The sequence below is a fragment of the Bradyrhizobium sp. 155 genome, assembly GCF_023101105.1.
GTDB lineage: Bacteria > Pseudomonadota > Alphaproteobacteria > Rhizobiales > Xanthobacteraceae > Bradyrhizobium > Bradyrhizobium canariense_D.
On sequence record NZ_CP064704.1, the window covers coordinates 1,673,249 to 1,685,989 of the forward strand.

At 64.4% G+C, this 12,741-nt stretch carries 7 protein-coding genes; 1 reads left to right on the plus strand and 6 read right to left on the minus strand.

Annotated features, from left to right (window positions below):
- Positions 1-20 precede the first annotated feature (20 nt).
- Positions 21-185, minus strand: coding sequence for a DUF3309 family protein (locus IVA93_RS08205; protein WP_018454050.1), 165 nt, complete (start codon positions 183-185; stop codon positions 21-23).
- Positions 186-371: 186 nt separating this feature from the next.
- On the opposite strand from IVA93_RS08205, the gene IVA93_RS08210 reads away from it, so the two are divergent.
- Entirely contained in the window at positions 372-689 is a 318-nt protein-coding gene (locus IVA93_RS08210; protein WP_026232659.1) for a polyhydroxyalkanoic acid system family protein, read from the plus strand.
- 3 nt (positions 690-692) lie between these two features.
- Here IVA93_RS08210 and treY read toward each other — a convergent pair whose 3' ends face one another.
- From treY to treS, 5 genes are read right to left on the minus strand one after another with little or no spacing between them, the layout of a single operon-like run.
- A complete protein-coding gene (gene treY, locus IVA93_RS08215; RefSeq protein ID WP_018454052.1) occupies positions 693-3,479 on the minus strand; it encodes a malto-oligosyltrehalose synthase in 2,787 nt (928 codons plus the stop codon).
- Between the two features lies 1 nt (position 3,480).
- Positions 3,481-5,235 (minus strand): malto-oligosyltrehalose trehalohydrolase, encoded by a 1,755-nt coding sequence (gene treZ / locus IVA93_RS08220; RefSeq protein ID WP_026232660.1) that lies wholly within the window; start codon positions 5,233-5,235, stop codon positions 3,481-3,483.
- On the minus strand, positions 5,232-7,310 hold the full coding sequence (glgX, locus tag IVA93_RS08225; protein ID WP_018454054.1) for a glycogen debranching protein GlgX: 2,079 nt from the start codon (positions 7,308-7,310) through the stop codon (positions 5,232-5,234). Before glgX ends, treZ begins: the two co-directional genes overlap by 4 nt.
- 3 nt (positions 7,311-7,313) lie before the next feature.
- The gene (glgB, locus tag IVA93_RS08230) at positions 7,314-9,452 is read right to left on the minus strand and encodes a 1,4-alpha-glucan branching protein GlgB (protein ID WP_018454055.1); all 2,139 of its coding nucleotides are present in this window, start codon (positions 9,450-9,452) and stop codon (positions 7,314-7,316) included.
- Positions 9,445-12,738, minus strand: coding sequence for a maltose alpha-D-glucosyltransferase (gene treS, locus IVA93_RS08235; protein WP_018454056.1), 3,294 nt, complete (start codon positions 12,736-12,738; stop codon positions 9,445-9,447). The genes glgB and treS overlap by 8 nt, the downstream gene beginning before the upstream one ends.
- Positions 12,739-12,741: the final 3 nt, after the last annotated feature.

Sequence of the window (12,741 nt, forward strand, 5' to 3'; positions counted from 1 at the left end):
ACTAGATCTTCGTTTGGTGGCTAGATCCGTCCCAGCAGGAGCAGGATCAGCAGGATCACGATGAGGAGCCCGAGACCGCCGCCGCCGTAATAGCCGGTGCCGTAGAACGGGCCGCCGCCGATGCCGCTGAAGCCGCCGAGCAGCGCGATGACCAAAATGATCAGAATGATCGTACCGATAGACATGCGGAAATCTCCTCCAGCCCTTCGTTAGAAGGGTCGTTTGCAACCTGTCCCGTGGTGCGAGGGCAACTTGCCGCAGGTTCTAAAGTTCCGCCAATGAAACACCGGGTGCACGCGCAACTTGCATGGAACCTTTGTGGTACCGCCGGGCATGACTATGTGAGGTTCAATCACTAACCGGGCAGAGCCATGTCAGCACCGCTTGTCGTCTCCATTCCCCACCGCTTGGGCCGCGAGGAGGCGGTGCGCCGGCTCAAGACTGGGCTAGGCCGCGCTGCGGCGAGCATTCCCGTGATGCAGGTCGAGGAGGAGAGCTGGAGCGGCGACAGCATGAATTTCCGCATCCGCGCGCTCGGGCAGATCGCGACGGGGCAGGTCGACGTCGCCGACGACAATGTCAAGGTGCAGGTGGTGCTGCCTTGGCTGTTGCAGCGTTTTGCGGAGATGGCGCAGGCCACGATCCGCAAGCGCGGCCAGCTGCTGTTGGGCAAAGACACGAAAAGTTAGCGCTCAAGCGCGGGCGCGCTGCCGCACCGGCTTCGCCGCACCCGCGGGGCGCGCCGGGATCACCGAAGCTGGAAAACCGCGAAGCGCCTGCGCGAGCGGCAGATCGTTGCCGGCGAAGCCCGGCACGTTATAGCCCGTAACGTCGATGGTGGCGTCGGCCCCATCGAGCGCCGGCCATTCGCGTCCTGCTTGCGTGAAGGGTGCGAACTGGCGCCCGACCGCGACGATCGCCGCAGCCCGGCCGTGGCGGCGGGCAAACGCTACGACATGGTCGGCATGTGCGCCCCGCACCTGAAGCGGCTGGTAGTCACCTCGCGCGAAGACGTCGGGCAGCTCGTTGCGCAGCTTGAGTAGGTGCCGCGTCCAGGCCAGCTTGAGCTGACCGTCCGGCCAGCTCTTGATTAGGTGATTCCAATCCGGATTCTCCAGCCTGCCCAGCGCCGCATGTCGCGCGGAAAAATCCACCGGGCGGCGGTTGTCGGGATCGACCAGCGACAGGTCCCAGAATTCGGTGCCTTGGTAGAAGTCGGGTACGCCCGGCAATGTCGCCTTGAGCGTGAGCTGGCTCAGCGCGTTCAGCGCGCCGAGCAGCGCGACGCGGCGAGCCAGCGTGTTCAGCGCCTCCAGGAATTCGCCTGATTGCGCGGGATCGAGGATCTTCGCAATGAAGCTCTTGACGCCGTTCTCATAGGCCTCGTGCGGGTTGAGCCAGCTGGTCTCCTCCTTGCCCTCGCGCGCGGCCTTGAGCGCGTAGGCCTGGATACGCGCGACGAAACCGGCATCGGCCGGCTCCTGGAGGGAGCAGGCGCCGAGCAGCGTCTGGTAGAGCATGTATTCGAACGTTGCCGACGGAGCGCGCAGATTGCCGTCGAGCGCGAGGTGCGGCGCGTTCAGGACTTTCCAGCGTGCCACGGCGCTGGTCCATTCGCCGGGAATTTCACTTAAGGCAGCAATCCGCGCGCGGGCGTCCTCGCCACGTTTGGTGTCGTGCGTGGCGGTCGCCGTCATCCCTTGCGGCCATTCCCTGGCGCGGGCCTGCATGGTCTCGTGGAAAGCGGGAATGGTGAGGCCCTTGCTCGCGGGATCGCCGCCGACTTCGTTCAGGGCGAGCAGCCGGTGGAATTGATAGAAAGCGGTGTCCTCCAACGACTTCGCCATCATCGGCCCGGTGAATTGCTGCACCTTCAGCGCAAAGCGGCGCACCCGCGGGGCGCTGTGCGGGGGACGACCGGGCTTGAGCAGGTCCATGGTGAGGGCGTCGCGCAGGAAGTCGAAAATGCCTTCGTCCGCGGCGAACCATTCCCGGCGAGCGTGCTCGATGGTGTTGTCGATCAGCTTACGATCGTTCGCCGTTGGCGCGCTTGTCGTCAAATAGGTGCGGTACACCGGGAAATGCAGCACATAGAGCTCGAGCGCCTGCCGCAGGCTGTCAGCGGAAAAGTCGCGGGTCGAGTAGTGCCCGTTGGCGATGCGCGCAAGCAGGCGCGTCAGAACCGTGAATTCGCTGGTCAGCAGCGTCTCCAGCACGCGCCGTTTGGCGTCCTTGACGTAAGGCGCGAGCCGCGGCGGCCGGTTGCTGATCTGCCGCCAGGTCTCGTCCATGGCCTCCAGCCCCTTGGCGTCGACCAGAACGTGAGTGATGGCGTTCATCCACTCATAGCCGGTGGTGCCCTGGACGCCGGCGAAATGCGGCAGGCGCTCGTGCTCGCACAGGATTTTCTCGATCACCGTATAGAACGGCTTTGTGGTGCCCTGAGCGTCGCGCACCAGCCGGCGCAGCCGCTGGCAATATTGCGCGGGATCGCGCAGGCCGTCGATATGATCGAGCCGGATGCCTTGCAGTTTGCCGTCGGCAATGAGTTGCTTCACCAGCCGGTGCGTGGCGGCGAACGTGCCGGGATCCTCGACGCGCATGCCGGCGAGCCCGTTGACGTCGAAGAAACGTCGATAGTTGATGTCGCTGGAGGCAAGCCGCCAGTGCCCCAGCTTGTAGTGCTGGCGCTCCAGCAAATGATGCAGCGCCAGCGTCTGCGCGGGACGGTCCTTGGCCGCGCGATAGGCGCCGAGGCCGCGCCCGATGATATCGGCGCTGCCTGCGATCTCCCTGAGCTCCGCCTTGAAGCCGGGTGCTTCCTTGCGGTTGGGGCGGCGCAGTCCCGTGTAGCGCGCCGCGAGCGACAGCAGGCGCTTGCCCGTCTCGGTCTCGGCGGCGTCGGCGTCCTTCACGATCATCCGCAGCACCTCGCCATAGCGCTCCGGCGCGATCGGCAATCGATGTTCGAAATACCAGGCGGAAAAACTACCTTCGTTGGGATCGTAGCGCAGCTCGATATCGCCGCTCTCGAGCGCTTCGCCATAGGACGCTCCGAGGATCGGCAGCAGCACGCCGCCGCGGGCGCGGAAGGCCAGTTGATCCCAGTCGATATCGAAGGAGACGGCGTGCGGCGAGGCCTGGCCCCATTCCAGCACGTCTAGCCACCAAGGATTGTCGGCGAAGTGCACGCCGACATGGTTCGGTACGAAGTCGATGATGAGGCCGAGGTCGTGTCGCGTCAGCGCCTCGCTCAGCCGCGCGAAGCCGGCCTCGCCGCCGAGCTCCGGATTGAACTGGCTGTGGTCGACGGTGTCATAGCCGTGCGTCGAGCCCTTGCGGGCCTTCATCACCGGCGAGGTGTAGAGATGCGTGATTCCCAGCGCCTTCAGGTAGGGCACCACCGCGGCGGCCTTGTCGAAGTCGAAATCCGCGGTGAGCTGAAGCCGGTAGGTTGCGAGAGGAATGGCTGGAGCCATCTCAACCTCCGAGGCGCCAGACCACCGACCAGCGCGCAAGCCGGTCGCCGGCCGCGCCGCCCCAGATCAGGGTCCCCACACCGGCGTCGGAACACGCGATGTCCTTGTCGGAGAGATTGGCCACGAGGCGCAACGTCGCGCCATCTCCCATGTGCCAATGTGCGGTGAGCAGGCCGCTATCGGCCACGGCGGCATCACCGAAGCGCGCACCTTTCAGTCGTGGCGCGATCTCCTTGTGGCGGAGTGCGAGCAGCTCCCGCACCAGCGCGAGACGCGCATCCTGCTCCGGCGTGTGGTCGGTCCAGTCGAGCACGGCCGATTGCAGTGTTGCCGGATCGAGCGGGTCGGGCACCTCGTCGCCGTACTTTTCATAGGCCCAGGCGTATTCCTGCCTGCGCCCCTTGCGGACGGCATCAGCCAGTCCGCCCTGGAAGTCGCAGAAGAACGGGAAGGGCGCGATGGAGCCCCACTCCTCGCCCTGGAACAGCATCGGCACCATCGGTGCGAGCAGGGTCACCGCGAGTGCGGCTTCGATCTGCTCGGGCGATGCCAGGCTTTCGAGCCGGTCGCCAAGCGGCCGGTTGCCGATCTGGTCGTGGTTCTGCAGGAAGTTGACGAAGGTTGCCGGCGGCAGCTCGCCGCTGTTCTCGCCCCGCGGCTTCTTGCCCCAGAATTCCGAGATCTCGCCCTGATAGACGAAGCCGGAGGCGAGCGCGCGTGCGAGATCGAGCCGCGGCGTTTGATAGTCCGCATAATAGCCGGCGAGCTCGCCCGTCAGCATCACGTGCCAGACGTGGTGGTAGTCGTCGTTCCACTGGCCGCGATATTTGCCGTTCGGAGGCTCCTGCGCCGCGTCGAGCAGGCTCGCGCGGTTGTCGCCGTTCTCCAGCACGAGATGGATATGGCGCTCCGTCGCCTTGGCAAGCTCGCCCGCGGCGACGCTAAGGTCTTGCAGCATCGATTGCTCGCCGGGGATCGCCATGATGTGATTGGCGGCATCGAGCCTCAGGCCGTCGAAGCGATAGTCGCTGAGCCACGACAGCGCGTTCTCGACGGCAAAAGCGCGAACCTGCGGCACGCGATAATCGATCGCACTGCCCCATGGCGTGTGCGCGTCGGTGAAGAAGGCCGGCGCGTAGCGGCCGAGGTAATTTCCCTCGGGGCCGAAATGATTGTAGACGACGTCGAGGAACACCATCAGCCCGCGCAGATGGGCTTCGTCGATCAGCGTCTTCAATTCATCGGGATGACCATAGGCGCTGTCGGGCGCGTACCACAGCACGCCATCATAACCCCAGCCGCGGCGACCGGCGAAGTCAGCCAGCGGCATCAGTTCGATCGCGGTGATGCCGGTCGCGACGAGATGATCGAGCTTGTCGATCATCGCACGATAGGTGCCTTCCGCAGTGAAGGTGCCGACATGCGTCTCGATCAGCACCGTCTCTTCCCAGGGGCGGCCGCGCCAATCGGATGCGCGCCAGTCGAAGGCGTCATGATCGATCACCTCGCTCGGGCCGAACACGTCGTCGGGTTGGAATGCAGACGCCGGATCGGGCACGTCGATCTCGTCATCGATCCTGAATTTGTAGTTGCTGCCGACGGGCAGATTGGCAATCTCGGCGACATACCAGCCATCCTGCCGGCGCTGCATCGCGTGTCGTCTGTCGAGCAGGAGATCGACACGGCGCGCGGCAGGCGCCCACAGCCGGAACGATACGCCGTCCCTCGTCGGCCTCGCCCCGAAGGATGGCCTCATAGCGCCCCCGCGAAAGCGAGCACGGAGCGCGGCGGCGCCTTGCTGTCGCTCCCGGGCTGGAAGTCGATCGTATTCAGCTTGGCGTCGGTCGTGTTCAGGATCTGCTGCCAGCTCTTGTATTCAGTCATTTTTGGCAATTTGAATGCGATCTCTTCGGGGGCTGCGTTGAGTACGATAAAGATCGCGGCGCTGCCCGGTTCCATCGGCCCCATCACATAGGAGAGGAACCGCCCTTCCGGGAATTTCCAGTCGCTTTCCGTCATTTCGTCGCCGGCCGGCGTCAGCCACAGCGCGCCATAGGAGATGCCGTCCTTGGGGCGGCCGTCGAGCCAGCGATGGCTGCGAAGCTGCGAGAACCGGCGGCGGATATCGGCGAGTTCGGCGACAAAACCGACCATGTCGTCGCCGTCCTTGCCGAGATTGTCCCAGCCGACCCAGCCCACCTCGTTGTCCTGGCAATAGGCGTTGTTGTTGCCTGATTGCGAATTCCCGACCTCGTCGCCTGCGAGGATCAGCGGAATGCCCTGCGCCAGCATGAGGCAGGCCAGTACGTTCTTGCGAAGCTGCCGGCGCAAGCTGACGATTTGGGGATCGTCGGTCGGACCCTCGACACCGCAATTGTTGCTGTGGTTGTCGTTGGAGCCGTCGCGATTGTCCTCGCCATTGGCCTCGTTATGCTTCTCGTTGTAGCTGAAGAGATCGGCCAGGGTGAAGCCGTCATGCACGGTGATGTGGTTGATGCTGGCGCGCGGCCGCCGTCCGTCGTGGTTGAACAGGTCGGAGGACGCCGTCATGCGGCTGGAGATATCGCCGATCAGGCTGCCTTCGCCGCTCCAGTAGCGGCGCATGGCGCTGCGGTAACGGTCGTTCCACTCCGACCATTGCGAGGGAAATGCGCCCACCTGATAGCCGCCAAGGCCGAGATCCCAGGGTTCGGCGACGAGCTTGACGCTCGCCAGCACCGGGTCCTGGCGGATCGCGGTCAGGAACGAGCTGCCTCGATCATAACCGTTCGGTCCGCGGGCCAGCGTGGTGGCGAGGTCGAAACGGAAGCCGTCGACGTGGCAGACCTCGACCCAGTAGCGCAGTGAATCCATCACCATCTGCAGCACGCGCGGGTGGGTGAGGTTCACCGACGAGCCGCAGCCGGTAAAATCGTCGTAGTAGCGCGGGTTTTCGCGGTTCAGCCAGTAATAGGAGGCGTTGTCGATGCCGCGATAGCACAGCGTAGGACCGAGATGATTGCCCTCGGCGGTGTGATTGTAGACGACGTCGAGCATCACCTCGATGCCGGCATCGTGCAGACGTGCGATCGTGGTGCGGAAGGAATCGAGAGCGTTGTCCTGGGCGTAGCGCTGCTCGGGCGCGAAGAAGGACAGGGTGTTATAGCCCCAGTAGTTGACGAGCTTCTTCTCCACCAAGATGCGGTCGTCGACGAAGCTGTGCACCGGCAGAAGCTCTACCGTGGTGACGCCGAGCTTCTTCAGGTGCTCGATCATCGCGGGCGAGGACAGGCCGCCATAGGTGCCGCGCAAATTCGGCGGCACGTCGTCGCGCTTCTGTGTCAGTCCCTTGACGTGGGCCTCGTAGATGATGGTATCTTCCCAGGGAATGTTGGGCCGGATCTCGCGGCGGCCCCAGTTGAAGGTCTCGTCGACGACGACGGCCTTCGGCATGCCGCGCGCGTTGTCGCGCCGGTCGAACGACAGGTCTTCGCGCGGGCTTCCGGTGCGATAGGCGAAATGCGCGTCACTCCAGACCAGCCGCCCGGAAAGCCGCTTGGCATAGGGGTCTAGCACGAGCTTGTTGGCATTGAAGCGGTGGCCGTGCTCCGGCTCGTAGGGGCCATGCACGCGGTAGCCGTAGAGCTGGCCGGGCGAGACGTCGTTGAGATAGGCGTGCCAGACATCCTCGGTGCGCTCCGGCAGCTCGACGCGCTCGAGTTCGCGGCGGCCCTGCATGTCGAACAGGCACAGCTCGACCTTCTGCGCGTTGGCGGAGAACAGCGCGAAATTGGTGCCGCGTCCGTCCCAGCTTGCGCCGAGGCGTGCGGGCGATCCAGCAGTCAGGCGCATCGTTCAGCTTTCCGGAACGAGGAAGATCGCGGCGAGCGGCGGAATGGTGAGGCGGAGCTCGCCATTGACGGCGTGGACTTCGCCGATGTTGCCGACATTGCTGCCGCCGTAATGGGCGGAGTCCGAGTTGAACACTTCCTTCCACTTGCCACCGAACGGCGCGCGAACGCGGTAATTGCGATAGACATTGGGTGAGAAGTTGACGATCACCATGCACCGGGCGTGCTCGTCAAATCCCTTGCGCAGCCAGGCGAACACGTTGCGGTTGGCGTCGTCGGTGATCAGCCATTCGAAGCCGGCCTGCTCGCAGTCCATCTGGTGCAGGGCGGGCACCGCGCGATAGAGCCGGTTGAGATCGCGGATCAACGCCTGGATGCCTGAATGGGGCTTGTACTCGAGCAAGTGCCAGTCGAGCGATTGGTCGTGATTCCATTCTCGGCTTTGCGCGATCTCGGCGCCCATGAACAGCAGCTTCTTGCCGGGATGGCCGAACATGAAGCTGTAATAGGCGCGCAAATTCGCGAAGCGCTGCCATTCGTCGCCGGGCATGCGCCCGAGGATAGAGCGCTTGCCGTGCACGACTTCGTCGTGCGACAGCGGCAGGACGAAGTTCTCCGAGAAGGCGTAGTGCAGGCCGAACAGGATGTCGCCGTGATGATGCTTGCGGTGGATCGGGTCCTTGCTGATGTAGTTCAGCGTGTCGTGCATCCAGCCCATATTCCACTTGTAGCCGAAGCCGAGCCCTCCGAATTCGACCGGGCGCGAGACCTGCGGCCAGGCGGTGGACTCTTCGGCGGCCGTGGTCGCCTGCGGGAAACGCGCGAACAGCTCGGTGTTGAAGCGGCGCAGGAACGCGATCGCCTCGATGTTCTCCCGGCCGCCATGCTGGTTCGGAATCCACGCGCCGGGCGGACGGCTGTAGTCGAGGTAGAGCATGGACGCGACGGCATCGACGCGCAGTCCGTCGATCGCGTAGCGCTCGAGCCAGAACAGCGCGTTCGAGACCAGGAAGTTCGTCACTTCGGTGCGGCCGTAATTGTAGATCAGCGTGCCCCAATCGAGATGCCGGCCCTGGAGCGGATTGGCGTGCTCGTACAGCGCTGTGCCGTCGAAGCTGCCGAGCCCGTGCGGATCGTCCGGGAAGTGGCCGGGCACCCAGTCGAGCAGCACGCCGACGCCCTCGCGGTGGCAGGCATCGACCAGCGCGGCAAAATCCTCCGGCGTGCCGAAGCGGCTGGTCGGCGCATACAGCCCCGTCGGCTGATAGCCCCACGAGCCGTCGAAAGGATGCTCGCTGACGGGGAGGAATTCGAGATGGGTGAAGCCCATGTCGCGGGCGTAGGCCGGCAGCTGCTCGGCCAGCTCGCGATAGGTCAGCCATTCATTGCCGTTCTTGCGCCGCCATGAGCCGAGATGGACCTCGTAGATCGACATCGGCGCGGACAACGCGTTGATGCCGTCGGGCGCCGGTCGCGGCCGGGGCAGATGTGCTTCGTCGAACACGATAGAAGCGGTCTTCGGGCGCACCTCGCTTGCAAAAGCCATCGGATCGGACTTCAGCGGAAGCAGATGGCCATGCGGTCCGATAATTTCGAACTTGTAGTGGTCGCCGGCCTTGGCGTGCGGGATGAACAATTCCCAATAACCCGCGCCGCGCACCCGCATCGGATGGCGCCGTCCGTCCCAAAAATTGAAATCGCCGACCACGGAGACGCGCCGGGCGTTGGGCGCCAGCACCACGAAGCCGATGCCATCGATGCCTTCGAGCCGCATCGGATGCGCGCCGAGCTTGTCGTAAAGGCGCTGGTGGGTGCCTTCGCCAAGCAGATAGAGGTCGAAATCGGTCAGGATCGGCGGAAAGCGATAGGTGTCCTCGAATTCGATGACGTTGTCGCCGAACTTCGCGCGGAGCTGGTAGTGCTTCGCGCCGTTCGGCAGAGCTCCGATGAACAGGCCGGCATCATGGACGCGATCGAGCTTCGCCACCTCGCCGTGCTCGCCCACCGCCTCGACGTTGGAAGCATCGGGAAGAAACGCGCGCACCACGCTCTTGTCGCCCTCGGGATGCAGCCCGAGATAGTGGAACGGATCGGAGTGACGACCCTCGATGATCGCATAGGCCTCGGCAGGGAGTTTAGGCATGGGCTTCGCTCTCGATACTGGACAGAATGCGAAGCAGTCCGGACAGCGGCGCATGGAGCCCCTCAGGCCGGTGGGACAGCTCGTACTCTACTTCCTCGAACGCTTGATCAAGCAGGAAAAACCTTAACAGGCCAGCCGCAGATTGCGGATCTTCCGGCCACAGCCGCCGATCGGTCATGGCTTCGCGGTAGGCGGTGAGGAACGTCGCGGTGGTGCGCTCGCGCCATTCGTCGAGCGCAGCCGTGAGACGGCCCTGTTCGTCGGAGGCGCCCGTGAGCGCGCGGTGAAGCGCCGCGTTAACCGAAAGATCAATCGAGCGGATCAGGCCGGCAACGTCACGCGCCGCAGGCAGCTTGCGCCGCTTGTCGGCCAGCGGCAAACGCGGATCTCCGTCGAAGTCGATGATGAAGATATCGTCCTTCACGATCAGAGTTTGCCCGAGGCGGAAATCGCCATGATGACGGATGTTCAACCCGCCGAGCTCGGAAGGTAAGAGCGCGTTGAGCCGGCCGGACAGGGTCGCGCGCTCCGCGGCGAGCTGATTGATCAGCGGTCGGTCCACCTCCCGCAGGCGGTCGGTGCTGGCGGCCAGCCGCTCGAAAACCCGCTCGGCCCGTGTCTCGAGCTCGGATGACCAGCGCTTGACGTGTGCGGAGCCAATGGGCTCCGGCGCGAGATCTCCGGGCTTTGCAGCGGCCAGAGCCACATGCAGCTCGGCGAGCCGTCGGCCGATCTGCGCAATGAAGTGCAGATAGGGCGCTTGCTCCTGGGTCTCGCGGGGCATCTCGCCCGGTGGCAGCACCCGTTGCTCGTCGATATAGCGGTCGAGATAGCCCGCGGTGACGCCCCAGCCGTCGCCCTGATTCTCGACATAGGCGTGCAGCACGCCGACTGCGCTGCGACGGTCGTCTTCGACCAGCTCGACGCTGCCGAGCAGTGCCGGCGTATTGGCAAAGCGGGCGATCTCGGTGAGGTAGGAGCCGATCTCGATCTCGGGATTGATGCCGGCTTCGAGCTGGCGATAGATCTTGGCGACATACTGGTTGTCGACCAGCGCGGTGCTGTTCGACTGCTCGATCGTGCGGATGCGTTCGGGCTCCTTGATGGTGTACTCGGCAAACCGGCTGGTCGCCTTGAACTCCAGCCGCAGATTGTTTTCTTCCACCACCAGATTCTGCGACAGATTGCGCAGGAACAGGCCGATGAAGATCTGCTCGGTTGCCACGTCCAGCAGCGTGCCTTCGCGGGCCCCCTGACGCACGGCGGCGAGCGCCCTGGGATTGAAACGTTCGCGGTCGAAGCGCACCCATTCGATCTGCATCGGCAGCACGTAGCGCGTGGTGACGTCGCCCTGCGCGGCCTCGAAGAATGCGATCCAGGGCCTGTTGTCGCCGATGTCGCAGAACGGTACTGCCGAGGTCAGCGTCGGCTTGATGTGCTTGGGATTGTGCTCCGGATACCAGCGCGTGCGCGACAGGAATCCCGGCAGCACCTCGTGCTCGAACACGCCGCGCTCGCGCGCCAGCGACACCCAGGTCGAGTTCACCGGCACCACCAGCGTCTCGAATTCGGGCACTGCGCGCGGCGTCACCGGCTCGGACTTGTCGCGCTCGGTGAGCTGGAACCAGTAGAAGCCATAGGGCCCCAGCGTGACCATGTAGGGCAGTTCGCCGATCGCCGGAAAACGCGTGCGGCCGAGCATCTCCTGCGGGATGCGGTCCTTCCAGGGCGACAGATCGAGCTCGGTCGCCTGGGCCGCGCGCGACAGATTGGCGACGCAGAGGATCACCTCGTCGCGGTACTGCCGGACATAGGCCAGCACGGCGCGGTTGGCCGGGCGGATGAAGGTCATGGTGCCGCGGCCGAAGGCGAGCGTCGATTTGCGCACCGAGATCAGACGCTTGGTCGCGCTGAGCAGCGAGGACAGGCTGCGCGACTGCGCCTCCACGTTCACCGATTCATAGCCGTAGACCGGATCCATGATCAGCGGCGCGTAGAGGCGGGCCGGGTCGCAGCGCGAGAAGCCGCCGTTGCGGTCCGGGCTCCACTGCATCGGCGTGCGCACGCCGTTGCGGTCGCCGAGATAGATGTTGTCGCCCATCCCGATCTCGTCGCCGTAGTAGATGATCGGCGTGCCGGGGAAGGACAGCAGCAGCGAGTTCATCAGCTCGATCTTGCGCCGGTCGTTGTCCATCAGCGGCGCGAGGCGCCGGCGGATGCCGACATTGATGCGGGCGCGCGGATCGTTGGCGTAGGTGGTCCACAGATAGTCGCGCTCGACGTCGGTCACCATCTCCAGCGTCAGCTCGTCATGGTTGCGCAGGAACAGCGCCCATTGGCAGCTCGCCGGAATATCCGGCGTCTGGCGCAGGATGTCGGTGATCGGGAAACGGTCCTCCTGGGCGATCGCCATGTAGATGCGCGGCATCAGCGGGAAGTGGTAGGCCATGTGGCACTCGTCGCCGCGGCCGAAATATTCCTGCACGTCCTCCGGCCATTGATTGGCCTCGGCCAGCAGCAGCTTGCCCTTGGAGTAGGAATCCAGCTCGTGGCGGAGCCGCTTGATGATGGCATGCGTCTCGGGGAGGTTCTCGTTCGAGGTGCCTTCGCGCTCGCAGAGATAGGGAATGGCGTCCAGACGGAAGCCGTCGACGCCGGCATCCAGCCAGCGCTTCATCACCTGGATCAGCGCGCTGACGACGCGCGGATTGTCGAAATTGAGGTCCGGCTGGTGCGAGAAGAAGCGGTGCCAATAAAACGCCCCGGCCTCGTGATCCCAGGTCCAGTTCGACTTCTCCGTGTCGGTGAAGATGATGCGGGTGCCCTGGTATTTCTGGTCGGTGTCGCTCCAGACATACCAGTTGCGGGCGCTCGAGCCTGCCGGGCTGCGGCGAGCACGCTTGAACCAATTGTGCTGGTCCGAGGTGTGGTTGACGACGAGCTCGGTGATGACGCGCAAGCCTCGCTTCTGCGCCTCCTGGATGAAGCGCTTGAAATCCTTCATCGTCCCGAAATCGGGATTGACGGAACCGTAGTCGGCGATGTCGTAGCCGTCGTCGCGGCCGGGCGAGGGATAGAACGGCAGCAGCCAGAGCGCGGTGACGCCGAGCTCCTGGAGATAGGGCAGCTTCTCGGTCAGCCCGGCGAAGTCGCCGATGCCGTCATTGTTGCTATCGGCAAACGCCTTGACGTGAAGCTGATAGATAATGGCGTCCTTGTACCAGAGCTCGTCCACGATCTCGGCAGCCTCGGCTTTCTTGGTGTCGACGGAAGACAATACGTTCATGGC

Bases quoted from the DNA above. Each gene is read 5' to 3' on its own strand.
- IVA93_RS08205 (WP_018454050.1), bottom strand. From the start codon at position 185: ATGTCTATCGGTACGATCATTCTGATCATTTTGGTCATCGCGCTGCTC.
- treY (WP_018454052.1), bottom strand. From the start codon at position 3,479: ATGGCTCCAGCCATTCCTCTCGCAACCTACCGGCTTCAGCTCACCGCG.
- glgX (WP_018454054.1), bottom strand. From the start codon at position 7,310: ATGCGCCTGACTGCTGGATCGCCCGCACGCCTCGGCGCAAGCTGGGAC.
- treS (WP_018454056.1), bottom strand. From the start codon at position 12,738: ATGAACGTATTGTCTTCCGTCGACACCAAGAAAGCCGAGGCTGCCGAG.
- treZ (WP_026232660.1), bottom strand. From the start codon at position 5,235: ATGAGGCCATCCTTCGGGGCGAGGCCGACGAGGGACGGCGTATCGTTC.
- glgB (WP_018454055.1), bottom strand. From the start codon at position 9,452: ATGCCTAAACTCCCTGCCGAGGCCTATGCGATCATCGAGGGTCGTCAC.
- IVA93_RS08210 (WP_026232659.1), top strand. From the start codon at position 372: ATGTCAGCACCGCTTGTCGTCTCCATTCCCCACCGCTTGGGCCGCGAG.